Below are 23,365 nucleotides of genomic sequence, written 5' to 3'. Positions count from 1 at the left end.
TTTGCGAACCCTCTTCAACCAGTGAATTTCAGGAGTTGTCATGAAACTTCGTCCTCTGCACGACCGCGTGGTCGTCAAGCGCCTCGAAAACGAAACCAAGACGGCCTCGGGCATCGTCATCCCCGACAACGCCGCCGAGAAGCCCGACCAGGGTGAAGTGCTGGCCGTGGGCCCGGGCCGTCTCGACGAGGACGGTGACCGCATCAAGATGGACGTCAAGGTGGGCGACCGCGTGCTCTTCGGCAAGTACAGCGGTCAGACCGTCAAGGTGGACGGCGATGAGCTGCTCGTGATGAAGGAAGACGACCTGTTTGCCGTCGTCGAAAAGTAATTACTCCTCCATTCATAGCTGCAAGCGCAGACCAGTAAAGCGTTTGAGGCTGATTTCATTCATATTTTCAGGAGCCAAACATGGCAGCAAAAGACGTAGTTTTCGGCGGTGACGCACGCGCCCGCATGATGGAAGGCGTGAACATCCTGGCCAACGCGGTCAAGGTCACCCTGGGCCCCAAGGGCCGCAACGTGGTGCTCGAGCGCAGCTTCGGCGCCCCCACGGTGACCAAGGACGGCGTGTCGGTCGCCAAGGAAATCGAGCTCAAGGACAAGCTGCAGAACATGGGCGCGCAGCTCGTGAAGGAAGTGGCCTCCAAGACCAACGACATCGCCGGTGACGGCACCACCACCGCCACCGTGCTGGCCCAGGCCATCGTGCGCGAAGGCACCAAGTACGTGGCCGCCGGCCTGAATCCCATGGATCTCAAGCGCGGCATCGACAAGGCCGTGATCGCGCTGGTCGAGCAGCTCAAGCAGGCCTCCAAGGCCACCACCACGAGCAAGGAAATCGCCCAGGTCGGCTCGATCTCGGCCAACGCCGACGAGTCGGTGGGCAAGATCATCGCCGACGCGATGGACAAGGTGGGAAAGGAAGGCGTGATCACCGTCGAGGACGGCAAGAGCCTGGACAACGAGCTGGAAGTCGTCGAAGGCATGCAGTTCGACCGCGGCTACCTCTCGCCCTACTTCATCAACAACCCCGAGAAGCAGGTCGCCATTCTCGAAAACCCCTTCGTGCTGCTCTACGACAAGAAGATCAGCAACATCCGCGACCTGCTGCCCACGCTGGAACAGGTGGCCAAGGCCAGCCGTCCGCTGCTCATCATCGCCGAGGACGTCGAGGGTGAGGCGCTGGCCACGCTGGTGGTCAACACCATCCGCGGCATCCTGAAGGTCGTCGCCGTCAAGGCCCCGGGCTTCGGCGACCGCCGCAAGGCCATGCTGGAAGACATCGCCATCCTGACCGGCGGCAAGGTGATCGCCGAGGAAGTGGGCCTGTCGCTGGAGAAGGCCACGCTGGCCGATCTGGGCCAGGCCAAGCGCGTGGAGATCGCCAAGGAAAACACCACCATCATCGACGGTGCAGGCAGCGCCGACGACATCGAGGCACGCGTCAAGCAGGTGCGCGTGCAGATCGAGGAAGCCACCAGCGACTACGACCGCGAGAAGCTGCAGGAGCGCGTGGCCAAGCTCGCTGGCGGCGTGGCGGTGATCAAGGTCGGCGCCGCGACCGAAGTCGAGATGAAGGAGAAGAAGGCCCGCGTGGAAGACGCGCTGCACGCCACGCGTGCCGCGGTGGAAGAAGGCATCGTGGCCGGCGGCGGCGTCGCCTTCCTGCGCGCCAAGCAAGCCATTGGGGACCTCAAGGGCGACAACGCCGAGCAGGACGCGGGCATCAAGCTGGTGCTCAAGGCCATCGAGGCGCCGCTGCGCGAGATCGTGGCCAACGCCGGCGGCGAGCCATCCGTGGTGGTCAACAAGGTGCTCGAAGGCAAGGGCAACTACGGCTTCAACGCCGCCAACGACACCTACGGCGACATGCTGGAGATGGGTATCCTGGACCCGACCAAGGTCACGCGCGCCGCGCTGCAGCACGCCGCCTCGGTGGCTTCGCTGCTCTTGACCACCGAAGCCATGGTCGTTGAAGCGCCCAAGGAAGAAGCCCCCGCCCCCGGCATGCCCGGCGGCATGGGCGACATGGGCGGCATGGGCATGTAAGCACAGGGCTGAAAGCGCCCGCTTTCGCCACCGAAGGGCCGCCTTGCGCGGCCCTTTTTTTGCGCGGGTAAACCATGTGGTGAAAAGCGCAAATGCAGGTGTTTTCGCCATTGCCAAGAAGGCCGCAGCTCCATAAGGTTGCGCTTTCGCATTTTTCTGCAGATCAGGAGCCTTCAATGGAGATTTCGCGCAAGTTGTTTGTCGCCGCCGTCGTGGCCGGCATCGGTTCTATCGGAGTGAGCTCCGGCGCGCTTGCCCAGGAGCAAGTCATCAAGATCGGCCACATCGGCCCGGTTTCCGGTCCCCAGGCCCACTTCGGCAAGGACGACGAAAACGGCGTGCGCATGGCCATCGAGGACCTCAATGCCAAGGGCATGGAAATCGGCGGCAAGAAGATCAAGTTCGAGATCGTCGCCGAGGACGATGGCGCCGACCCCAAGCAGGGCACGGCCGCCTCGCAGAAGCTGTGCGACCAGAAGGTTGCGGGCGCCGTCACCTTCGTGAACTCGGGCGTGGCCATCCCCTCGTCCAAGGTGTTCCATGATTGCGGCATTCCGATGATCACCGGCGCCGCCACCAACCCCGACCTGACCAAGCCGGGCTGGGACACCACCTACCGCGTGATCGCCAACGACAACGCGCTGGGCGCCGCGCTGGCCAACTACACCGCCAAGACCCTGGGCCTGAAGCAGGTGGCCGTGGTCGACGACCGCACCCCCTACGGCCAGGGCATTGCCAGCGTGTACAAGCGCGACCTGGAAAAGCTCGGCGTCAAGGTCGTGGCCAACGAGTTCACCAACGACAAGGCCACCGACTTCATGGCCATCCTGACCTCGATCAAGGCGAAGAAGCCCCAGGCCATCTTCTACGGCGGCATGTACGGCCAGGCCGGCCCCATGCTGCGCCAGATGGCCCAACTGGGCATGAACGACGTCAAGATGTTCGGCGGTGACGGCATGTGCGTGCCCGAGCTCGCCAAGGTCGCGGCCGGTGCCAAGACGCTGGAAAACGTAGTCTGCGCCGATGGCGGCTCCTCCATCGAGAAGATGCCCGGCGGCATCGAGTGGAAGAAGCGCTACGACGAGAAGTACCCCGGCCAGTTCCAGGTCTACAGCCCCTACTTCTATGACGGCGTGATGCTGCTGGCCGACGCGATGAAGCGCGCCAATTCCTGGGATCCCAAGGTCTACATCCCCTTCCTGCAGAAGAGCGACTACCAGGGCGTGACCTCGCACATCCGCTTCGAAGCCAACGGCGAAATGAAGGACCCCACCTACACCCTGAGCAAGTTCGTGGACGGCAAGAAGACCGCCATCGACGTCAAGTAAGCCCGGACGCTGTCCTACCCAGGCCCGCTTCGGCGGGCCTTTTTCGTCTCTGCGTCCACCAGGAGCGGCACGCTTGGCATAGACTTGCCCGCGTTTTGCAGCCAGGAACCCGCGATGAACGCTCCCGCGCCTACCCCAGGCACCCCTTACGGCACCCTGCCCACCGCCGCGCCGCTGCCCCAGCGCCGCCCCGTCAGCCTGCCGCGCATGGCCCAGATGCGCGAAGCCGGTGAAAAGATCACCATGCTCACGGCCTACGACGCCACCTTTGCCGCGGTGGCCGACGCCGCCGGCGTGGAATGCATCCTGGTGGGAGATTCGCTCGGCATGGTCTGCCAGGGCCTTGCGAGCACCGTGGGCGTGACGCTGGAGACCATGTGCTACCACATGGCCAGCGTCTCGCGCGGCGTGCGCCGCGTGCAGGGCACCGCGTGGCTGATCGGCGACCTGCCCTTCGGCAGCTATGGCGAGTCGCCCCAGCAGGCGCTGCACAGCGCCACCCGGCTGATGCAGGCCGGGGCGCACATGGTCAAGCTAGAAGGCGGCGGCTGGACCGCGCCCACCGTGCGCTACCTGGTGGAGCGCGGCATCCCCGTCTGCGCCCACCTGGGACTGACGCCGCAGACCGTGCACGCGCTGGGTGGCTACCGCGTGCAGGGCCGCGGCGACGAGGCAGCCGCCACGCTGCGCAGCCACGCGCTGGAACTGCAGGACGCAGGCGCCGAGATGATCGTGCTCGAAATGGTGCCGGCGCAGCTGGCCGCGAGCCTGACCGAAGAGCTGCCGCGCTGCCACACCATAGGGATCGGGGCCGGCAAGGGCACCGCCGGCCAGGTTCTGGTGCTGCACGACATGCTGGGCATGAACCTCGGAAAGATGCCGCGCTTCGTGCGCAACTTCATGCCGGACGCCGGCAGCATCAAGGGCGCGATCGAAGCCTACGTCCAGGCCGTCAAGGGGGGCAGCTTCCCCGACGACGCGGTGCACGCCTGGTAGCCGCCCAACGCCCCATGCAAGTCGTACACACGATTTCCGATCTGCGCGCCGCCCTGCACGGGCGCGGGCGCCCTGCCTTCGTGCCCACCATGGGCAACCTGCACGACGGCCATCTGGCCCTGGTGCGCCAGGCCAGGCCGCTGGGCGAGGTACTGGTTGCGAGCATCTTCGTCAACCGCCTGCAGTTTCTGCCGCATGAGGATTTTGATAGCTATCCACGCACGCTGCAGGCCGACTGCAGCCGTCTTGAGGCCGAATCCTGCGACATCGTCTTCGCGCCCGCCGAGCGCGATCTGTATCCCGAACCGCAGACCTTCACGGTCACGCCCGACCCGGCACTGGCCAACATCCTTGAAGGGCAGTTTCGTCCCGGCTTTTTCACGGGGGTGTGCACCGTGGTCATGAAGCTGCTGTGGTGCGTGTTCGCCGGTTCGGGCGGCACGGCCGTTTTCGGCCGCAAGGACTACCAGCAGCAAATGGTCATCCGCCGGATGGTGCGCCAGTTCGCGCTGCCGGTGGAAATCGTCAGCGCCGATATCTGCCGCGCCGCAGATGGCCTGGCACTGAGCTCGCGCAACGCCTATCTGAGCGATGAAGAGCGCGCCCGGGCGGTGCAGCTTTCGCGCACGCTCGCCTGGCTGTCGCAAGCCGCCCTGGAGCCGGGCAGCAAGCTCGGCGCCCTGGAGGCACAGGCGATGCAGCGCCTGGGCGACGGCGGTTGGCAGCCCGACTACCTCGTGGTGCGCCAGCGCAGCGACCTACAGCCGCCGACCGCCGAGACGCTGCGCGCCGGACAACTGGTGGCGCTGGGCGCGGCCCGGCTGGGCCAGACCCGCCTGATCGACAACCTGGAGTTCTGACTGGTGCGCGAGGCCGGACTCGAACCGGCACGCCATTGCTGGCGTCAGGACCTAAACCTGGTGCGTCTACCAATTTCGCCACCCGCGCTTCAGGAGCGGTGATTCTACTTGCGCCCATGCGAGCGCTATTCCTGCGGTCGGCAGCGCCAAAGGCGCTGGATTAGGATGCTGGCCATGATCACGCTCTACACCGCCGCCACGCCCAACGGCCACAAGGTTTCCATTGCGCTGGAAGAACTGGGCCTGCCCTACGCGCTCAAGGTGCTGGACCTGAGCCAGGGCGAACAAAAGCGCCCCGAGTTCCTTGCCATCAACCCCAATGGCCGCATTCCGGCCATCGTGGACCATGATGCCGGGGACTTCGCGGTGTTCGAATCGGGCGCCATCCTGATCTATCTGGCCGAGAAGACCGGCCGCCTCATGCCTGCAGACGCCAAGGGCCGCTCGCGCGTGCTGCAGTGGCTGATGTTCCAGATGGGCGGCGTAGGCCCGATGATGGGTCAGGCCAACGTCTTCTACCGCTATTTCCCGACCCGGATACCGGCCGCCATCGAGCGCTACCAGGCCGAAAGCCGCCGCCTCTTCGAGGTGCTCGACACCCACCTCGCTCACCATGAATGGCTGGCGGGCCACTATTCCATTGCCGACATCGCCAACTGGGCCTGGGTGCGCACCCATCGCTGGTCGGGTGTGCCCATCGAGGGCCTGCCGCACCTCAAGCGCTGGCGCGATGCAATCCGCGCACGACCGGCCGTGCAGCGCGGCATCGAGCGCCCGCCGGCAAAGATCGACCTGAGCCGCGACGGCGAAGCCGGTTCGCGCGAGTTTTCCGAGCAGGCCCGCAGCATGGTGATGATGGGCCGCACCTCCCAGGAGAGCCAGCAATGAAACTCTATACCGCCACACGCGCGCCCAATCCACGGCGCGTACTGATGTTCATGGCCGAAAAAGGCATCACCGGCATCGACTTCGTGACCATCGATCTGAATGCGGGCGAGCACAAGGCACCCGCCTACCAGGCCAGGGTACCGGTCTCGAGGGTACCCGCGCTGGAGCTCGATGATGGCCGCACCCTGAGTGAAACACGCGCCATCTGCACCTATCTTGAAGGCTTGTACCCGCAAAACCCGCTGATGGGGGTGGATTTTGACGAACGCGCCTTCATCGAGATGCACGACCGGCGCGTCGAGTGGTACTGGCTGCTGCCGATTGCCAACTGCGTGCGCCACACCCATCCGGGCTTGGCTACGCTCGAAAAGCCGCAGTTTCCAGATTTCGGGCAGTCTCAGGGGCAGAAAGTGCGCGAAAGCGCGCGGTGGCTGGACGCCACGCTGTCCACGCAGGACTGGATCGCGGGCGAGCGCTTCACCATCGCCGACATCACCGCTTTCTGCGCGCTGGAATTTGCCCGCCTGATGAAATTCAACGCGGGCGAAGAAGGCTTTGCCGCACTGCAGGCCTGGCGCGATCGCGTGGCTGCACGCGAAAGTGCGCGGGCGATGTAGCGCGAGCCCAGCCCTCCGGCACCTTCAGGCGGGTGCGCGCGGGTAACCGAGTGCGGCCAGCGCCGCCTTGATCTCGGGCAGCACCGCGTCGTCCTCGATGGTGGCGGGCACCTTCACTTCGCCGCCGTCGGCCATGGTGCGGATGGTGACGCGCAAGACCTTGCCCGAACGTGTCTTGGGCAGACGCGCCACCACATGCACGCTCTTGAAGTCGGCCACCGCGCCAAGCTGCGAGCGAACGCGCGCCACGAGGTCCCTGCAGACTTCTTCATCGCTGTGCTTGACGCCCGACTTGAGCACCACCAGCCCGAGCGGCACCTGGCCCTTGAGCGCATCGGCCACGCCAACGACGGCCGCCTCGGCCACGTCGGGGTGCGAGGCAAGAATTTCCTCCATCTGACCGGTCGAGAGCCGATGGCCGGCGACGTTGATGATGTCATCGATGCGCGACATCACCCAGCCATAGCCTTCCGCATCCACGAAACCGGCATCCCCGGACAGGTAATAGCCGGGGTAGCGCGACAGATAGGTTTCCTCGTAGCCTTTTTCGTTGTTCCACAGCGTGTAGAGCGTACCCGGCGGCATCGGCAGCTTGATGACCAGGCTGCCGATCTCGCCCGCCGGCTTTTCATTGCCTTCTTCATCCAGGATGCGGATGTCGAACCCGGGTACCGGTTTGGTGGGTGAGCCCGGGTGCACCGGCAGCACTTCGATGCCCATGCAGTTGCTGATCGCCGGCCAGCCCAGCTCGGTCTGCCACCAGTTGTCTATCGCCGGCACACCCAGAATGCGCTGCGCCCATTCGATGGTGTCGGGGTCGCCGCGTTCACCGGCGAGGAACAGCGTACGAAAGCGTGACAAGTCGTAGCGCTTGACGAGCGCGCCCTCGGGGTCTTCCTTCTTGATCGCGCGAAAGGCGGTCGGTGCGGTGAAGAACACGTTCACGCCATGCTCGGCACACACGCGCCAGAAGGCGCCCGCATCCGGCGTGCCCACGGGCTTGCCTTCGTAGAGGATGGTGGTGCAGCCTTGCAGCAGCGGCCCGTAGACGATGTAGGAGTGGCCCACCACCCAGCCCACGTCCGAGCCCGCCCAGTAAACGTCACCGGGCTGGGCACCGAACACCGCCTCCATCGACCAGCGCAGCGCCACCGCATGGCCGCCGTTGTCGCGCACCACCCCTTTGGGCTTGCCTGTCGTGCCCGAGGTGTAGATGACATACAGCGGATCGGTCGCCGCCACCGGCACGCAATCGGCAGGTTCGGCGCGGGACATGGCATCCTGCCAGTCCACGTCGCGCCCGGCCACCATCTCGCAGCGCAGCTCGGGCCGCTGCAGCACCAGGCAGGGGGTGTCGGGAGCGCCGGCAATCTCCAGCGCCTCGTCGAGCAGCGGCTTGTAGGGTACGGCCTTGCCCGGCAGCAACCCGCAGGAGGCCGACATCATCACCTTGGGCCTGGCATCCACCACGCGCTTGGCGAGCTCCGGCGCGGCAAAACCGCCAAAGACCACCGAATGCACCGCGCCGATGCGCGCACAGGCCAGCATGGCGATCGCGGCTTCCGCCACCATGGGCATGTAGATCACCACGCGGTCGCCCTTTTGCACGCCCATGCCACGCAATACGCCGGCGCAGCGCGCGACTTCGTCGCGCAGCTCGCGGTAGGTGAACTTGCGCTGTGCACCGGCCAGCGGGCTGTCGTATACCAGCGCCAGCTGGTCGGCACGGCCACGCTCCACATGCCGGTCCAGGCAGTTGTAGCAGGTATTGAGCTCGGCCCCGGCGAACCAGCGGTAGAAGGGTTTGCGCGCGTCGTCGACCACCTTGTCCCAGGGTTTGACCCAGTCGATGCCGCGCGCCACCTCGGCCCAGAACCCGGCCGGGTCGGCCAGCGCTGCCGCCCGGGTTTTCTCGTAACTGCCTGCCATATCCATCCTTGTCTCCTTCTTGGTCATGAAATCGATCTCTGTCGCGCAGAACCAGGCCTGCACCCCTCGTCACGCTATTTGATCAAGGCCTGCAGCTCCTTGAAATCTGCATGCTCGCAGCTGCGCAGCCACTCGAAGATCACCATCTCGGTCGTCACCAGTTCGGCGCCCGCGCCGGCCAGGCGGTCGAAGGCCGCGTCGCGGTTGCGCTCGGTGCGCGAGCCGCAGGCATCGGTGACCACCCAGACCTCCCATTCTTCGTCAATCAGCTCCAGCGCCGTCTGCAGCAGACAGACATGGGCTTCGCAGCCTCCCAGCACGATGCTGCAGCGCTGGGCCTTCTGTGACTCGCTCTGGCGCAGGTGCCGCGGCAGACTGCGTGCATTGCCGCGCGCCGGCGTGACCGTGGGGGCGAGCCATTGCGCGAGACCATCGGCTACCGCGCTGAAATGCATCTTGGCCAGCGTCTTGTCCGACAAGGCGCGCAACTGTGGATCGTTGGGACCAAGCCGCTCGGGATTCTGCTCGGTGCCCCACACCGGCACGCCCAAGCGCCGCGCGGCCTGCCCCAGCCGCCGGGCGTTGGCCAGCACCGCCTGCGATTCGCAAATCGCCGGCATCAAGCGTTCCTGATAGTCCACCAGCACCAGCTGGGATTCATCGGCCTGCAGCAGCATCACGTCCTTGTACCCCTTCAAATCGCAACCATTGTCGCAGCCAGCGCGCCGCACGGAAAGCATGCTGAGCGGGAGATGCCTGCCGATATATTTTCACAATATAAAATGCGCTCCCGTGTAACGAGTGCTGTGCCATGAAAAAACCGTCTTCCGATCTGTCGCCCCGTCCCAGCGTGCAGGTGCTGGAGCGCATGTTCCAGCTCATCGACATTCTGGCGGCACGCGATGAACCAGTTTCACTCAAGGACCTCAGCGACCGCTCCGGCCTGCACCCGTCCACCGCCCACCGCATCCTGCACGACCTGACCATAGGCCGCTTCGTGGACCGGCCCGAATCAGGCAGCTATCGCCTGGGCATGCGCCTGCTGGAGCTGGGCAATCTCGTCAAGGCGAGGTTGAACGTGCGCGACGCGGCGATTTTGCCGATGCGCAGGCTGCACAAGCTCATCCAGCAGCCGGTCAACCTCAGCGTGCGCCAGGGCGACGAGATCGTCTACATCGAGCGCGCCTACAGCGAGCGCTCGGGCATGCAGGTGGTGCGCGCCATCGGCGGGCATGCACCGCTGCATCTGACTTCCACCGGCAAGCTCTTCCTCGCGGCGGAAGAGCCGCAACGCGTGCGCGCCTACTGCGCACGCACCGGTTTGCCCGGACATACGCGCAACAGCATCACCCAATTGCCGCTGCTCGAGCGCGAGCTCTCGCACGCGCGCCAGTACGGCATGGCGCGCGACAACGAGGAGCTGGAAATCGGCGTGCGCTGCATCGCCGCCGGCATCCACGACGACCAGGGCGAACTGGTGGCCGGGCTGTCCATTTCGGCGCCAGCGGATCGGCTCGACGACGGCTGGCTGCCCAAGCTGCAGTCCTGCGCTCAGGAAATTTCTCTCGCCCTCGGCTATACGCCCAAGGCGCGCGCCAAGCGCACTGCAGGCAACCCCTGATACTCGCCCGGCGCATGCCGGGCCGCGTCCCAAACCGCATGCGCTGCCCGCACTTCGCGGCATTGAACGAATGCGCGCCGAGGCGCGCCATCGGCCAATCTCTTACGCGCGCCTGACATTGGGGCGTCTGAAAGCGCGTATTTTCTCGGGGTTTTCGAGTCTAGGCTCTATTGCGCCACGGGCCTACATTGCATAGCGTCGCGTGTGGAAGACCATGCACTGGCATCGATGGCCAGTGATTGAAACGGACGGTCCGCTGCAATTTCGGACTGGCACTCAAACCGGCCACCGTGCGCTTCAAGGCCATTGGCAATCCATCGATTGCCATGGGATTCGGATCACGATTACCAACCACGAAGGAGACATATGTCCAAGTTTGAATCGACAAACGGCGTGTCACGTCGCAGCGCACTGCAAATCAGCGCTGCGGGCGGCATGGTGGCCACCGGCCTCGGGGGCGTGCAATGGGCCATGGCCCAGGACAAGCCCAAGCTGGGCGCAACCTGGCCCGAGGGCTCGCAGGGCGACACCGTCTATCTGGGCGCCGCCGTGCCCCTGACCGGCACCTATGCGGTGCAGGGCGCCGACGAGCTCAAGGGCATGGAGCTGGCCATCGAGCACATCAACACCAACCATGAGCTGATGAAGGCGCTCGCACCCAAGGTCAACAGCGGCGTCAACGGCAAGAAGGTGAAGCTGCTTTCGGCCGACTCGGCCGCCAAACCCAACCAGGCACTGCAGGTCTCGCAGACCTTCATCGCGCAGAACAAGATCATCGCCATGACCGGATCGACCTCCTCGGCCGTGGCAGTGGCGATGAACAAGTTCGCGCAGCGCGAAAAAATCATTTACATGGCGGCCATCTCGGGCTCCAACGACACCACCGGCAAGGATTGCGTGCGCTACGGCTTCCGCCAGGGCGTCTACGGCGAGATGACCGCCAACGCCATCGGTCCCATCCTGGTCAAGCAGTTCGGCAAGAACCGCAAGGCCGCGTTCATGACGCCGGACTACACCTACGGCCACACCACCACCGAATCGGTCAACAACTACCTGACCAAGGAAGGTGGCTGGAAGATGGTGACCAACCAGGTCTCGCCCCTGGGCACGCAGGACTTCAGCCAGTACCTGACCAACATCGCCAATTCGGGCGCAGAGTTCCTGATCAACGTCAACTGGGGCCGTGACGCGGTGCTGTCCTCGCAGCAGGCCAAGCAGTTCGGCCTGATCCCGAAGATGACGCTGGTGTTGCCCTACCAGATTCCGTTCATCGCCAAGGAAGCCGGCGTGGACATCACGCACGGCGTCTACGCGGCGACCGACTTCTGGTGGACGCTGGAAGACAAGTACCCGCTGGCCAAGATGTTCGTCGAGTCCTTCCACAAGAAGTACGGTTATCGCCCGGAGTGGGGTGCCGAAAACGGCTATGTGAGCTTCGCGCACTGGGCGCGCATGGTCACCGAGGCCGGCAGCTTCTACCCCCCCGACGTGATCAAGCAGTGGGAAAAGGGCGAAACCATTCCTTCGCTGCTCGGTGACGTGCACTACCGCCCCGAAGACCACCAGTGCGTGCGCCCGGTGATCATCGTGCGCGGCAAGGAAAAGAAGGACATGAAGAACGACGAGGACTTCTGGGACATCGTCGAAATCGTCGATGGCGCCAAGGTCATTCAAAAGCCCGACGCCTTCGGCTGCAAGCTGGGCGATTACACCTGAGAAACCAGCAGGCGTGTCTGAACCATTTCGGCAACGGCACGCCTGACTGCGCCCTTCCCTTTGGAAAAGCCGGCCCTGTGTGAATATCGATTCACTCAGGGGCTGGTGGCGCACTCCGTTTATTGAATCGATTGACAACCACGGCGGGGCAATGTGATTAACACAGCCAATTTCCTATCGCAATTGTTCAACGGGCTAGTATTAGGGGCGCTGCTGGCGCTTATCTCTTCCGGCCTGACGATCATTTACGGCACGCTGGGCGTGCTCAATCTGGCGCATGGCGCATTGTTCATGCTCGGCGGGTATGCGGGCTGGCTCGCGTTTGAATATTCGCATTCCTTCATTCTGGCCGTGGCTGCCGGAGCCCTGTTCGTCATGGTCGTCGGCGTGATCATGGAACAGGTGATCATCAAGCACTTTTACTCAAGGCCCGACGAAGACCAACTGCTCGTGACCTTCGGCCTGAGCATCGTCTTCGCCGAGTTGATCCGTTACTTTTTCGGCAGCCTGTCCAAGAAGGTGCCACCGCCGGACATCTTCGGCGGCATCACCAACATGGGCTTCATGGTCTATCCCACCTACCGCCTGGCGCTGTTGGGCATCATCGCGGTGGCGTTGCTGGTGCTCTACTGGGTGCTGTACCGCACGCGCATCGGCATGATCGTGCGCGCGGGCATCGAAGATTCGGTGGCCGTCGATTCGCTCGGCATCAACGTCTACAAGGTCTTCACGCTGGTGTTCGGCATAGGCGCAATGGCAGCGGGCTTCTCGGGCATCGTCTATTCACCCGTGGTCGCGATGTCGCCCGACAGCGGTGACGCCATCCTGGTGCAGACCTTCGTGGTGGTGGTGATCGGCGGCGTGGGGTCCTTTCCCGGCGCCATCCTCGGCGGCCTGATCGCGGGGGAGATCATCTCGCTGACCTCGATGGTCAACCCGGCCTATTCCATGATCATGCTCTTCGTAGCCATGACCCTCGTCCTGGTCTTCCGGCCGCGCGGTCTGATGGGCTCTATTGGTCGCACCTAAATCCCGAGCAGAGTTCCAGATGTCCAGAAAAATTCCATTTCTTGCCGAGCTGCTGACGCTGCTCGCCCTGATTGCCGTCCCCTTCATCCTCCCGCCGCTCGGTTTTACGCCGGCGACGATCAACCGGATCATGATCTTCGGTCTGGTCGGCATAGGCTTTGACCTGCTGTTCGGCTACACCGGCCTGCTGTCCTTCGGCCAGTCGGCCTTCTTCGGTACCGGCGGCATGTTCGCGGCCTATCTGCTGACGCAGACCTCGTTCACCAACGTGGTGCTGGCCATCATCTTCGGCACCATCGTGGCCGGCGTCGCCGGCTACCTCGTCGGCATGGTGGCACTGCGACGCACCGGCATCTACTTCGCGATGATCACGGTGGCGATCGCCGAGGTGTTCTTCTTCATGGAGTTCAACCCGCTCGCGGAGTACACCGGGGGCGAGAACGGCCTGCCCGGCGTGCCTTCGGCCAGTCTGGGCCTCGGGTTCACCACCATCCAGTTCAAGAGCGACCTCGAGCAATACGCCTTTTTCGCCTTCTGGTTCTTCATCGGCCTGGCGATTGCGCTGCGCATGGTGCGCTCGCCCTTCGGGCTGGTGATGCGCGCAATCCGCGAAAACCCCGACCGTGCGCTGGCGCTGGGCCACAACATCCACCGCTACAAGCTGGTGGTGTTCATCGTCGCGGCCATGTATGCGGGCTTCGGTGGGGGGTTGCTGGCGGTCATGCAGGGCTTCATGCCGCCGGACGCCTTCATGTTCGCCACCTCTGGCGAGGTCGTGATGATGACCGCCATCGGCGGCGCGGGCACGCTCTTCGGCCCGCTGCTGGGCTCGGCCACCTGGCTGCTGCTGAGCGACTTCTTCCAGACCGTGCTCAATCTGGGCGCCACCTGGAAGCTGATCCTGGGCATCGTGTTCGTGCTCCTGGTGGTGTTCCTGCGCCGCGGCCTGGTGGGCCTGTTCGTGGACATCTACCACAAACTCGTCGGCACCCACAAGAGAACCAGCGCTCCCGAGCCCGCCACGGCCATGCCCACGGCCAGCACCGGTGCGCTGCGCCACAAGAGCACGCGCAACCAGAGCGGACACATCATCGAGGTCAAGGGGCTGACCAAGCACTATGGTGGCATCGCCGCCAACAGCGACATCGACTTTGCCGTCAACTATGGCGAGATCCGCGGCATCATCGGCCCCAACGGCGCGGGCAAGAGCACCTTCTTCAAGATGCTCACCTGCGAAGTCAAGCCGACCTCGGGAACCATCAAGTTCGACGGGCGCGACATCACCCACATGGGCGTGACCGAAGCCTGCCAGATCGGCCTGACCAAGAGCTACCAGATCAATCAGCTGTTCGAGCGCCTGACCGTGCGCCAGAACCTGATGATCTCTGCCCTGGCAGAACTGCGCGGCAAGTTCAAGGCCGATCTGCTCAAGTCCATGGACAAGGTTCGCGGCCTGACGGCGCAGGTGGAGAGCACCGCGGCGCTGGTACATCTGACGCACCGGCTCGATGCCCAGGTCGCCGACCTGGCCTATGGTGAAAAACGCCGGCTGGAAGTGGGCCTGGCACTGGCCACCTCCCCTTCGCTGCTGCTGCTCGACGAACCGCTGGCCGGCATGAGCGCGGAGGAACGAATAGAAACCGTGGCCCTGCTCAAGTCCATCGCCAAGGGGCGCACGCTGGTCATCATCGACCACGACATGGATTCGCTGTTCGAACTGGTCGAACGCGTGACCGTGCTGCAGGAAGGGCGTCTGCTCGTCGAGGGCACCCCGGACGAAATCAAGAACAACGCCTTGGTGCAGGAAGCCTACCTCGGCGGCGTGCATGGAGAGACGCAATGAGCCTGCTAGAAGTCAGCGGAGTCAACAGCTACTACGGCGACAGCCACATCCTCTTCGATGTCGGAATGCGCGTGGAAAAGAACGAGGTGGTGGCCCTGCTGGGACGCAACGGCGCCGGCAAGTCCACCACCTTCAAGAGCCTGGCCGGAGTGGTCAAGCCCAAGACCGGCAGCGTCAAGCTCGATGGCGTCGAGGTGGCCGGCAAGAAGGCCCACGAGATCGCCATGGCCGGGCTGCAATTGGTGCATGAGGAGCGGCGCGTCTTCGGCAGCCTGAACGTCGAGGAGAACATCGTCCTCGCCGGGCTCACCGCGAAGAACAAATGGCCGCTGGAGCGCATCTACTCCATCTTTCCGCGGCTGCATGAACGCAAGACCAGCCGCGGCACCGACCTGTCCGGCGGCGAGCAGCAGATGCTGGCGATTGCCCGGGCGCTCGTGCGCGACCCCAAGATCATCCTGCTGGACGAGCCCTTCGAGGGACTGGCGCCGGTGATCGTGCAAGACCTGATCCGGGTCTGCCACGACCTGGCCAAGGCAGGCCAGACCATTGTGCTGATCGAGCAGAATCTGGCGGCCGCGATGGCCCTCGCAAGCCGCGCCTACATCCTGAACAATGGCCAGATCGTGCACGAGGGCACGACCGCCGAGCTGAAAAAGCAGCCCGAAGTCATCCAGCGCTATCTCGGGGTCTGAGTGTCTGCAGGGCCGGTGGCACGAGCGCCGGCTCTCCCTTCAAGCCACCGGGGCCTGTGTACCGCGCAGGCCCTTTTTCATTGGCTTGCACCGCCCGCACGCTTCATCGCGCCGCTATCGAGCAGCCGCACGACCATGCGCGAGGTCATGCTCTGGGTGCTGCCATCGGCCTGGGTGAAAAGAAACAAGGTCTCGCGCGGGCTGAGCCAGGTCAACTGCGTGCGCACCTGGCCTTGGGCCGCGCGGATCTCCACCCAGTCGCCCAATTGCAGCCCGGTCTGGCCCGGCGGCTGCGCTGCCTCGGAATCCGCTGCCGCAGCCGACGCGGAGACGTCGGCCGCAGCGGCTTTGGGCACGGACTCGGCAAGTCCGTTGTATGACCGTGCAGCCTCCTGCACATGCGAAGCCGCCCGGTCGTCCGCAGCCGGCGGCGTCCCGGATGCGTCCCCGCCGAGCAGCGCGGCTGCGGACTCCCCCGCTTCGGGCACCTGCAGGGTCGAAGCGGGACGCACCGAGTCCCACATCGAAGAATCGATGTCCGGCAAGGCCTCCTGGCCCAGCGGCGTCAGAAAGCTTTCGGCCACGTCCATACGCGCCCCCATGCCACGCTCGTCCCCTGCGAGATCGGAGAACCTGCTGCGGCCAGTCGAGAGGTAATGCAGAGGCTGAATGCCGTGCCCGCGCAGCTGCTCGGAGACACGCAGATATTCCCTTGCCAGCAACGGTCCGAGCGCCGGCGCCATGCGCTGCAGCCACAGGCGGCAGATTTCCGCTGGCGCGTCCAGCCCATAGACCACCGCGAACAGTGCACGCACGTAGTTGCCCGGGCGTAGCGGGTTGCGCTCGGGCTGGACGCGATCGAACCCCTGAGCGGCGCCAATCAGCGTATCGAGTTCGGAGAGCGCCGGCCCTACCTCGGCGGCGATGCTCTGGCGCACACGCACCATGTCCACGCGCAAACGCACATCGCTCCTTGCGGGCGCGCCGGGCTTGCCGCCCGCGAAGGCCGTCCCCGCCTGCGTTGCCGTGCCTTGGGCAAACAGCTCCAGCATCATCAGCGGGAACTGGGTAACCAGCTTGACTTCGTTCTTGAGCAGCAGTTGCAGTGCCTGCGCGTCGAGCGCGCCACTGTGGCTGCCTTGCGGCCAGTCTGCACGCACCTGCTGCAACAGGTCTGCCATGAGCGCGCTGGCGCGCTTGACCGCGCCGACGATGCCGGCCCTGTAAATGGCTACCGAATCTGCAGAAGAGCCCGACATGGCGTAAGCGTAATCCCGACGACGTGTGCGGCCGAAGGCAGTGTTTTACTTCAAAGCCTTGTAGCGTACCCGTTTCGGCGCGGCACCCTCTTCGCCCAGACGCTTTTTCTTGTCCGCCTCGTACTCCTGGTAGTTGCCATCGAAGTAGAACCACTGGCTGTCGCCCTCGGCGGCGAGGATGTGCGTGGCGATGCGGTCAAGGAACCAGCGATCGTGGCTGATGACGAGCACCGTGCCGGCGTACTCCAGCAAGGCGTCTTCGAGCGCGCGCAGGGTCTCCACGTCCAGGTCATTGGACGGTTCGTCCAGCAGCAGCACGTTGGCGCCCTGGATCAGCGTCTTGGCCAGGTGCAGGCGCCCGCGCTCGCCGCCCGATAGATTGCCCACCTTCTTCTGCTGGTCCTGACCATTGAAGTTGAAGCGCCCGCAATAAGCGCGGCTGGCCATCTGGAACTTGCCCACGTTGATGATGTCCAGCCCGCCCGAGATGTCTTCCCACACGGTCTTCTCGGCGCTCAGCGCGTCGCGCGACTGGTCCACGTAGGCAAGTTTCACCGTCTGCCCCAGCACGACTTCGCCGCTGTCTGGCTGTTCCCTGCCTGCTATCATTTTGAATAGCGTGGACTTGCCCGCGCCATTCGGACCGATGATGCCGACGATCGCGCCCGCCGGCACGGTGAAGCTCAGGTTGTCGATCAGCACCCGGTCGCCAAAGCTCTTGGTGACGCCGTGGAATTCGATGACCTGCGTGCCCAGGCGCTCGGCCACGGGGATGAAGATTTCCTGGGTTTCGTTGCGCTTCTGGTATTCGTGGTCGGACAGCTCCTCGAAGCGCGCGATGCGCGCCTTGGACTTGGCCTGGCGCCCCTTGGCGTTCTGGCGCACCCACTCCAGCTCTTTCTTGAGCGCCTTGGCGCGTGCCTCCTCGCCCTTTTGCTCCTGCTCCAGGCGGTTTTGCTTCTGCAGCAGCCACTCCGTGTAATTGCCCTTGTAGGGAATGCCGTGGCCGCGGTCCAGCTCCAGTATCCATTCGGCCGCGTTGTCCAGGAAGTAGCGGTCGTGGGTGATGGCCACCACGGTACCGGGGAAACGATGCAGGTACTGCTCCAGCCACTCCACGCTTTCGGCGTCCAGGTGGTTGGTCGGCTCGTCGAGCAACAGCATGTCGGGCTTGGACAGCAGCAGCTTGCACAGCGCCACGCGGCGCTTTTCGCCGCCCGAGAGCTTGCCTATCACCGCCTCCCAGGGCGGCAGGCGCAGCGCGTCGGCGGCTATCTCCAGCTGATGCTCGCTGTCGGTGCCCGCCGCCGCGATGACGGCTTCGAGCTGCGCCTGCTCGGCCGCCAGGGCGTCGAAATCGGCGTCCTCTTCGGCGTAGGCCGCATACACCTCGTCCAGCCGCGCGCGCGCTGCATTGACCTCGGCCATCGCGTCCTCGACCTCCTCGCGCACGGTGCGCGTCGGGTCGAGCTGCGGTTCCTGCGGCAGGTAGCCAATGCTCAGGCCCGGCATGGGCAGGGCTTCACCTTCGAACTCCTTGTCCACGCCCGCCATGATCTTGAGCAGGCTGGACTTGCCCGAACCGTTCAGGCCCAGCACACCGATCTTCGCGCCCGGAAAAAAAGACAGGGAAATGTCTTTCAGAATCTGCCGCTTGGGTGGCACGGTCTTGGTCACGCGGTTCATCGAAAAAACATACTGGGCCATGGATTCCTTCTTGCAAAACGGGTAGTACTGGGCCGGCGGGCTCGCCGAACGCTGACGTCGATTATCCGTGCATGCGACAATACGCATTTGCCGGGCCATCCAGTAGCCCCGGCAGAGGCGCTTCAGAAACGGAGCGCGGCGGGGTTCCATTCGGGAGCTGCCGCTTTCGCAAACCTTCAGATCTGTTGTACTGGCCCGCCGGCTCGACGCAGCCGTGGCTTCGGTCTGATACCCCGCGCCCAGGACGGGTGCAGACACTACGCATGACATTTGACGAACTGAATCTGGCACCAGCGCTGCTGCGTGCCGTGCAAGAGCTGGGCTACGACACGCCCACGCCCATCCAGGCCCAGGCCATTCCGCTGGTGCTTGAAGGCCATGACCTGCTCGCCGGCGCACAGACCGGCACCGGCAAGACGGCCGCGTTTGCGCTGCCGATACTGCAGCATCTGGCCGCAAGCGGGGTCGAGCGCGCAGCCGGACGCCCGATCCGCGCGCTGATCCTCACGCCCACGCGCGAGCTCGCCGCACAGATCGAAGAGTCGATACGCGGCTACGCCAAATACCTGGACATCCGCTCCACGGTGATCTTCGGCGGCGTCGGCATGAACCCCCAGGTCGAGCGCATACGCCGCGGCGTGGACGTGCTGGTGGCCACCCCCGGCCGGCTGCTGGACCTGCAACAGCAGGGGCTGCTCGACCTCTCGGGCGTGCAGACGCTGGTGCTCGATGAAGCCGACCGCATGCTGGACATGGGCTTCATCCACGACGTCAAGAAGGTGCTGGCGCTGGTGCCGCGCGACAAGCAGAGCCTGCTGTTTTCCGCCACCTTCAGCGACGAGATCCGGGCGCTGGCCGCCGGCCTGCTGCGCGATCCCAAGAGCGTGCAGGTCACGCCGCGCAACACCACGGTGCAGCGCATCCATCAGGTAATCCATCCGGTGGGCCGCACCAAGAAGAAGCAGGTGCTGCTGCACATCATCGAAGAGCAGGACTGGAGCCAGGTGCTGGTGTTCACGCGCACCAAGTTCGGCGCCAACAACGTGGCCGAATACCTGGACAAGCATGGTGTCTCGGCGATGGCGCTGCATGGCAACAAGAGCCAGACGGCGCGCACCAATGCGCTCGAAGGCTTCAAGAGCGGCAAGATCCGCGCGCTCGTGGCCACCGACATCGCCGCGCGCGGCATCGACATCGACGAGCTGCCGCATGTGGTGAATTACGAGATCCCCAACGTGCCCGAAGACTACGTGCACCGCATCGGCCGCACCGGCCGCGCGGGCCGCGAAGGCCATGCGGTGAGCCTGGTGTGCATGGACGAAGAAGGCTTCATGATGGAGATCGAGCGCTTCACGCGCCAGGAAATTCCGGTGCAACCGCTGGAAGGCTTCGGTCCTGAAGAGGGCGAGCATGCCGAACCCATCGCCATGGGACGCCAGACGCTCTGGGGCGGCGCCGGCAAGCCGCCCAGCCGCGAGGTCATGCAGGCCGCGGCCAAGGCCGCACGCGCCGAGATGATGGAGCGCATGCGCGCCTCGCGCGGCACCCGTTCAGGCGGGCGCAGTGGCCCCGCCGCCCCGCAGGGCCGCAGCACGCCGGCGCACGCCGAGGAGACAGCGCGCCCCCACGCCAAGCGCCGCGGCAGCGGCAACCGCGCGGTGCGCGACGACAGCCAGCCGCCGAGCGAGAACGCCCATCTGGGCACGCAACTCGGGCGCATGGGCATGGAGCCGGTGCGCAGCAGCCGGGGGCACTCGGGCCAGCCCGACCCGATGCGCACCAGCGTGGACCTGATGAGCCAACGCGGGCGGCGCGGCGGCGGCGCGTCGTCCCGCGGCCCGCGCTCGCGCGGACCGCGCGGCGGCGGCTACGCCGGCTGAACACCGGCCCGTTCCCGGTCCGCCCACGCGGCGGCACAGCATTTGCCCGGGTCGGGGGCCGCATGGGTTTGTGGCAAGCTATCGGCACTGCCGATTCCGCACTGATGTCCATGAAGCCGTTGACCAACTCTCGCGTTGCCGTTCGCCTTCCCGGTCCGCGCCCGCTCGTGGCGCTGGCCGCCTTGCTGCTGGCGGCATGCGCCGGCACCCCTCTGCCACCTTGGCCGTCGCAGCAGGCACGGGTCGTGCCGCCGCCGCGCAGCGCGCCGGCGGATGCACCGCAAGCCGGTACGGCAGAACAGGACGCTGGCGCCATCGGCGCTGCCGTCGTCCCCGCACAGGAGCTGCCCGCGCCGGCTCCGCTGGAAAGCCCGGCGGTGGCGGCGCTGTTTCCCGACCCGCCGGTGCGTTACGACACGCCCGGCCTGCAGCCGGACCGCCGCTCATGGACCACCAATGCCGAACTGGCCCAGTGGCTCGAGGGCCTGAGCCGATCAACGAGCGGCAACATGCGGGTTGAACTGCTGCGCGCCGGCAAGACGCAGAACGACCTGCCGCTGCTGGCGCTCGCGCTGGGCGAAGCGCGCGACGGCAGGACGCTCACCGGTAACGGGCGGCCCACCGTCTTGCTGGTCGGCCAGCAGCATGGCGACGAGCCCGCGAGCAGCGAGGCGCTGCTGGTGATCGCGCGCGAGCTGTCCCAAGGCTTGCTGGCACCGATGTTGCAACGCATCAACGTGATCATCGTGGCGCGCGCCAACCCCGATGGCGCGGACAGCGGCGCGCATGCAACCGCCGACGGAACCGATCTGGCCCGCGACCACCTGGCCCTGCAGACGCCCGAGGCCAGGGCCATCGCCCAGCTGGTGCGCGACTATCGTCCGGCGGTAGTCACCGACGTGCATGAATATCCGGTCCAGGCACTCGCCACGCCGATGGGCGAGCTGCTGCCCGCGCAGGACGTGCTGGTCCAGGGTGCCAACACCGCCAACGTGCCCGAATTCATCGGCAAGGCCACGCGCGAGTGGTACCTGCAGCCGCTGCTGCAGTCGCTGCAGGGCCAGGGTCTGACGCAGGAGTGGCAATACGCCCTGAGCGATGCGGGCGAGGGCCTGACGGCCACGGCGGGCGACACCACGCCCGAGTCGCTGCACAACCTGGCAGCGCTGGGCAATGCCGTGGGACTGTCACTCGCCAGCCGCGGGGGAGCGGCGCTTGAACGTGCCCACGCCCAGCGCCGGGTGCACAGCCTGGTGGTCGCGCTCACCAGCGTGCTCAAGAGCACGGCCGAGCGCAGCGCCGATCTGCTGCAGGTGCAATCCTTCGTGGCGCGCGACATCGCCTCGCACGCCTGCCAGGGCATGCTCACCGTGCAGGCCGCGCCCGCCGTTGCCGAACACCAGCTGCGTCTGCTGGACGCCACCAGCGGTGAATTGCGCCCGGTGCAGGTGCGCTGGATCTCCAGCCAGGCGCTGCGCCCCGAGCTGGAGCGCCCTCGGCCCTGCGGCTACTGGTTCACCCAGGACAGCATCGCCGCAGAGCGTCTCGGGCTGCTCGGCCTGCAGGTGATGCGCGTGGCCGAGGAAGGCTCCATCCTCGCGGAAAGCTTCGCCGGCCCTGCTGGCGGGCCCCCCGGAAGCCACCAGCCGCTGCGCATGTCCATCGACGCGCCGGCAGGCAGCCACTACGTGGGCATGAATCAGCCGCTGGCCAACGTGGCCGCTGCCGCGCTGGAGCCTTCAACGGCCTTCAGCTACCAGGCCAGGGGCATCCTGCCGAACACGCCGGGTGCCAGCGCACGCGTTCTGAACAACCCGAGCCTGGTGTTTGAAGTCTCCGAATAAGGCTGGGCCACGGGGCTGCCCCACCCGCCATGGCCGGCGGCGCAGGGCAAAAGGGCCGGGCTCGGGCGCCCGCTGGCCGTTCATTCTTCGCGCGGATCGCGCTCCATCAATTGCGCCACCGCCTCCCGCGCCTTCAGGCGGCCGTCCAGCAGGCCTACCACCGCTTCGGTGATGGGCATGTCCACGCCGTGAGCGCGCGCGCGCTCGAGCACGGTGCGGGCGCTGTACGCCCCTTCGGCCACGTGGCCAAGCGAAGCCAGCACCTCGGGCAGCGCCAGCCCCCGGGCCAGCAACAGGCCCACCTTGCGGTTGCGTGACAGATCCCCGGTGGCCGTGAGCACCAGATCGCCAAGGCCGGAGAGCCCCATGAAGGTCTCGGTGCGGGCGCCGAGCGCGCAGCCCAGGCGCGACATTTCAGCCAGGCCGCGGGTGATGAGCGCGGCGCGCGCATTCAGGCCGAGCTGCAGGCCGTCGCACAGACCGGTGGCGATCGCCATCACGTTCTTGACCGCTCCGCCCACTTCGACACCCACCAGGTCGTCGTTGGCGTAAACGCGCAAAGCACCGCCGTGCAGAGCATGCACCAGTTGCTCGCGCACGTCGGCCTGTCGGCTCGCGGCCACCAGCGCCGTGGGCTGGCCATGGGCCAGCTCCAGCGCAAAGCTCGGCCCGCTGAGCGCCGCGGCGCGCAGGCGCGGCGCCACCTGCTCGCATACCTCATGCGCAAGCAGCCCACTTTGCGCCTCAAAGCCCTTGCTCAGCCAGGCGAGGGTGGCGCGCACCCCTTGCAGCGCCCGCAGCATTTCGCGCAAGGCTGCCATCGGCGTGGCCAGCACCAGAAGGTCGGCGCGCGCGGCCAGGGGCTCGAGGGGGCCGCTGGCCAGGGTCAGGCCCGCGGGCAGGGCCACGCCCTTGAGGTAGCGGCTGTTCTCGCGCTCGGCCTGCAGTGCAGCGATCTGGCGCGCATCGCGGCCCCACAGCAGCACGCGGTGGCCGGCGGGATGGCGGGCCGCGTGGATGGCCATCGCGCTACCCCATGCGCCAGCGCCCACAACTACGATATCCATAGCTATTTGCGCAGGCTGCACAAGGCCTGGAGCC

General features: G+C 65.7%; 19 protein-coding genes and 1 tRNA gene. 14 read left to right on the top strand and 6 right to left on the bottom strand.

All coding sequences use genetic code 11. From position 1 onward, the window contains the following. Window positions 1–40: 40 nt before the first annotated feature. The 5 genes from groES to panC all read left to right on the top strand — a co-directional run bounded on the left by groES (window position 41) and on the right by panC (window position 5,236). On the top strand, window positions 41–331 hold the full coding sequence (gene groES / locus FOZ74_RS11855) for a co-chaperone GroES (RefSeq protein WP_146913255.1): 291 nt from the start codon (window positions 41–43) through the stop codon (window positions 329–331). An 80-nt stretch (window positions 332–411) separates the two neighbouring features. Next, on the top strand, window positions 412–2,052 hold the full coding sequence (groL, locus tag FOZ74_RS11850; RefSeq protein ID WP_146913254.1) for a chaperonin GroEL: 1,641 nt from the start codon (window positions 412–414) through the stop codon (window positions 2,050–2,052). A gap of 176 nt (window positions 2,053–2,228) precedes the next feature. Continuing rightward, window positions 2,229–3,380 carry a branched-chain amino acid ABC transporter substrate-binding protein gene (locus FOZ74_RS11845; RefSeq protein WP_146913253.1) on the top strand — a complete coding sequence of 384 codons (1,152 nt, stop codon included), beginning with the start codon at window positions 2,229–2,231 and terminating at the stop codon, window positions 3,378–3,380. Window positions 3,381–3,494: 114 nt separating this feature from the next. Then, window positions 3,495–4,376, top strand: a complete 882-nt coding sequence (gene panB, locus FOZ74_RS11840; protein ID WP_146913252.1) for a 3-methyl-2-oxobutanoate hydroxymethyltransferase — start codon at window positions 3,495–3,497, stop codon at window positions 4,374–4,376. Between the two features lie 14 nt (window positions 4,377–4,390). Beyond that, complete coding sequence (gene panC / locus FOZ74_RS11835; RefSeq protein WP_146913251.1) at window positions 4,391–5,236, top strand: pantoate--beta-alanine ligase; 846 nt, start codon at window positions 4,391–4,393, stop codon at window positions 5,234–5,236. A gap of 1 nt (window position 5,237) precedes the next feature. Here panC and FOZ74_RS11830 read toward each other — a convergent pair. After that, a tRNA-Leu gene (locus FOZ74_RS11830) sits at window positions 5,238–5,324 on the bottom strand. Window positions 5,325–5,410: 86 nt separating this feature from the next. Here FOZ74_RS11830 and FOZ74_RS11825 point away from each other — a divergent pair. Continuing rightward, window positions 5,411–6,124, top strand: a complete 714-nt coding sequence (locus FOZ74_RS11825; RefSeq protein ID WP_146913250.1) for a glutathione S-transferase family protein — start codon at window positions 5,411–5,413, stop codon at window positions 6,122–6,124. Then, on the top strand, window positions 6,121–6,741 hold the full coding sequence (locus FOZ74_RS11820) for a glutathione S-transferase family protein (RefSeq protein ID WP_146913249.1): 621 nt from the start codon (window positions 6,121–6,123) through the stop codon (window positions 6,739–6,741). Before FOZ74_RS11825 ends, FOZ74_RS11820 begins: the two co-directional genes overlap by 4 nt. A 24-nt stretch (window positions 6,742–6,765) precedes the next feature. Here FOZ74_RS11820 and FOZ74_RS11815 read toward each other — a convergent pair whose 3' ends face one another. Both FOZ74_RS11815 and FOZ74_RS11810 read right to left on the bottom strand, forming a co-directional pair. After that, on the bottom strand, window positions 6,766–8,676 hold the full coding sequence (locus FOZ74_RS11815; protein ID WP_146913248.1) for a propionyl-CoA synthetase: 1,911 nt from the start codon (window positions 8,674–8,676) through the stop codon (window positions 6,766–6,768). A 68-nt stretch (window positions 8,677–8,744) separates the two neighbouring features. After that, a complete protein-coding gene (locus FOZ74_RS11810) occupies window positions 8,745–9,347 on the bottom strand; it encodes an isochorismatase family protein (protein ID WP_146914193.1) in 603 nt (200 codons plus the stop codon). A 134-nt stretch (window positions 9,348–9,481) separates the two neighbouring features. Here FOZ74_RS11810 and FOZ74_RS11805 point away from each other — a divergent pair, with 134 nt between their 5' ends. The 5 genes from FOZ74_RS11805 (at window position 9,482) to FOZ74_RS11785 (ending at window position 15,574) form a co-directional block, all read left to right on the top strand. Further along, the gene (locus tag FOZ74_RS11805) at window positions 9,482–10,291 is read left to right on the top strand and encodes an IclR family transcriptional regulator (protein WP_146913247.1); all 810 of its coding nucleotides are present in this window, start codon (window positions 9,482–9,484) and stop codon (window positions 10,289–10,291) included. A 366-nt stretch (window positions 10,292–10,657) separates the two neighbouring features. Then, window positions 10,658–12,007, top strand: a complete 1,350-nt coding sequence (locus FOZ74_RS11800) for a substrate-binding protein (protein WP_146913246.1) — start codon at window positions 10,658–10,660, stop codon at window positions 12,005–12,007. 153 nt (window positions 12,008–12,160) lie between these two features. Beyond that, a complete protein-coding gene (locus FOZ74_RS11795) occupies window positions 12,161–13,036 on the top strand; it encodes a branched-chain amino acid ABC transporter permease (protein ID WP_146913245.1) in 876 nt (291 codons plus the stop codon). Window positions 13,037–13,055: 19 nt separating this feature from the next. Further along, entirely contained in the window at window positions 13,056–14,879 is a 1,824-nt protein-coding gene (locus FOZ74_RS11790) for a branched-chain amino acid ABC transporter ATP-binding protein/permease (RefSeq protein ID WP_146913244.1), read from the top strand. Then, on the top strand, window positions 14,876–15,574 hold the full coding sequence (locus FOZ74_RS11785; RefSeq protein WP_146913243.1) for an ABC transporter ATP-binding protein: 699 nt from the start codon (window positions 14,876–14,878) through the stop codon (window positions 15,572–15,574). The genes FOZ74_RS11790 and FOZ74_RS11785 overlap by 4 nt, the downstream gene beginning before the upstream one ends. Before the next feature lie 77 nt (window positions 15,575–15,651). Here the strand turns inward: FOZ74_RS11785 and FOZ74_RS16515 are convergent, their stop codons facing one another. Both FOZ74_RS16515 and ettA read right to left on the bottom strand, forming a co-directional pair. Then, window positions 15,652–16,833 carry a DUF1631 family protein gene (locus tag FOZ74_RS16515; RefSeq protein WP_146913242.1) on the bottom strand — a complete coding sequence of 394 codons (1,182 nt, stop codon included), beginning with the start codon at window positions 16,831–16,833 and terminating at the stop codon, window positions 15,652–15,654. Between the two features lie 45 nt (window positions 16,834–16,878). Further along, window positions 16,879–18,540 carry an energy-dependent translational throttle protein EttA gene (ettA, locus tag FOZ74_RS11775; protein WP_146913241.1) on the bottom strand — a complete coding sequence of 554 codons (1,662 nt, stop codon included), beginning with the start codon at window positions 18,538–18,540 and terminating at the stop codon, window positions 16,879–16,881. Window positions 18,541–18,803: 263 nt separating this feature from the next. On the opposite strand from ettA, the gene FOZ74_RS11770 reads away from it, so the two are divergent. Both FOZ74_RS11770 and FOZ74_RS11765 read left to right on the top strand, forming a co-directional pair. After that, window positions 18,804–20,420: a DEAD/DEAH box helicase gene (locus FOZ74_RS11770; RefSeq protein WP_146913240.1), complete on the top strand. Its 1,617-nt coding sequence runs from the start codon at window positions 18,804–18,806 to the stop codon at window positions 20,418–20,420. Window positions 20,421–20,665: 245 nt separating this feature from the next. Further along, on the top strand, window positions 20,666–22,264 hold the full coding sequence (locus tag FOZ74_RS11765) for a M14 family zinc carboxypeptidase (protein WP_222434168.1): 1,599 nt from the start codon (window positions 20,666–20,668) through the stop codon (window positions 22,262–22,264). Between the two features lie 80 nt (window positions 22,265–22,344). On the opposite strand, the gene FOZ74_RS11760 is transcribed toward FOZ74_RS11765, so the two are convergent. Continuing rightward, entirely contained in the window at window positions 22,345–23,331 is a 987-nt protein-coding gene (locus FOZ74_RS11760) for an NAD(P)H-dependent glycerol-3-phosphate dehydrogenase (protein WP_146913238.1), read from the bottom strand. Between the last annotated feature and the right edge of the window lie 34 nt (window positions 23,332–23,365).

This window comes from Comamonas flocculans (genome assembly GCF_007954405.1).
Taxonomy (GTDB): domain Bacteria; phylum Pseudomonadota; class Gammaproteobacteria; order Burkholderiales; family Burkholderiaceae_C; genus Comamonas_C; species Comamonas_C flocculans.
Note: the sequence above shows the minus strand (reverse complement) of the source record. Positions and strands in the feature narration are given on the sequence as shown.

Bases quoted from the DNA above. Each gene is read 5' to 3' on its own strand.
- groES (WP_146913255.1), top strand. From the start codon at position 41: ATGAAACTTCGTCCTCTGCACGACCGCGTGGTCGTCAAGCGCCTCGAA.
- groL (WP_146913254.1), top strand. From the start codon at position 412: ATGGCAGCAAAAGACGTAGTTTTCGGCGGTGACGCACGCGCCCGCATG.
- FOZ74_RS11845 (WP_146913253.1), top strand. From the start codon at position 2,229: ATGGAGATTTCGCGCAAGTTGTTTGTCGCCGCCGTCGTGGCCGGCATC.
- panB (WP_146913252.1), top strand. From the start codon at position 3,495: ATGAACGCTCCCGCGCCTACCCCAGGCACCCCTTACGGCACCCTGCCC.
- panC (WP_146913251.1), top strand. From the start codon at position 4,391: ATGCAAGTCGTACACACGATTTCCGATCTGCGCGCCGCCCTGCACGGG.
- FOZ74_RS11825 (WP_146913250.1), top strand. From the start codon at position 5,411: ATGATCACGCTCTACACCGCCGCCACGCCCAACGGCCACAAGGTTTCC.
- FOZ74_RS11820 (WP_146913249.1), top strand. From the start codon at position 6,121: ATGAAACTCTATACCGCCACACGCGCGCCCAATCCACGGCGCGTACTG.
- FOZ74_RS11815 (WP_146913248.1), bottom strand. From the start codon at position 8,676: ATGGATATGGCAGGCAGTTACGAGAAAACCCGGGCGGCAGCGCTGGCC.
- FOZ74_RS11810 (WP_146914193.1), bottom strand. From the start codon at position 9,347: ATGCTGCTGCAGGCCGATGAATCCCAGCTGGTGCTGGTGGACTATCAG.
- FOZ74_RS11805 (WP_146913247.1), top strand. From the start codon at position 9,482: ATGAAAAAACCGTCTTCCGATCTGTCGCCCCGTCCCAGCGTGCAGGTG.
- FOZ74_RS11800 (WP_146913246.1), top strand. From the start codon at position 10,658: ATGTCCAAGTTTGAATCGACAAACGGCGTGTCACGTCGCAGCGCACTG.
- FOZ74_RS11790 (WP_146913244.1), top strand. From the start codon at position 13,056: ATGTCCAGAAAAATTCCATTTCTTGCCGAGCTGCTGACGCTGCTCGCC.
- FOZ74_RS11785 (WP_146913243.1), top strand. From the start codon at position 14,876: ATGAGCCTGCTAGAAGTCAGCGGAGTCAACAGCTACTACGGCGACAGC.
- FOZ74_RS16515 (WP_146913242.1), bottom strand. From the start codon at position 16,833: ATGTCGGGCTCTTCTGCAGATTCGGTAGCCATTTACAGGGCCGGCATC.
- ettA (WP_146913241.1), bottom strand. From the start codon at position 18,540: ATGGCCCAGTATGTTTTTTCGATGAACCGCGTGACCAAGACCGTGCCA.
- FOZ74_RS11770 (WP_146913240.1), top strand. From the start codon at position 18,804: ATGACATTTGACGAACTGAATCTGGCACCAGCGCTGCTGCGTGCCGTG.
- FOZ74_RS11760 (WP_146913238.1), bottom strand. From the start codon at position 23,331: ATGGATATCGTAGTTGTGGGCGCTGGCGCATGGGGTAGCGCGATGGCC.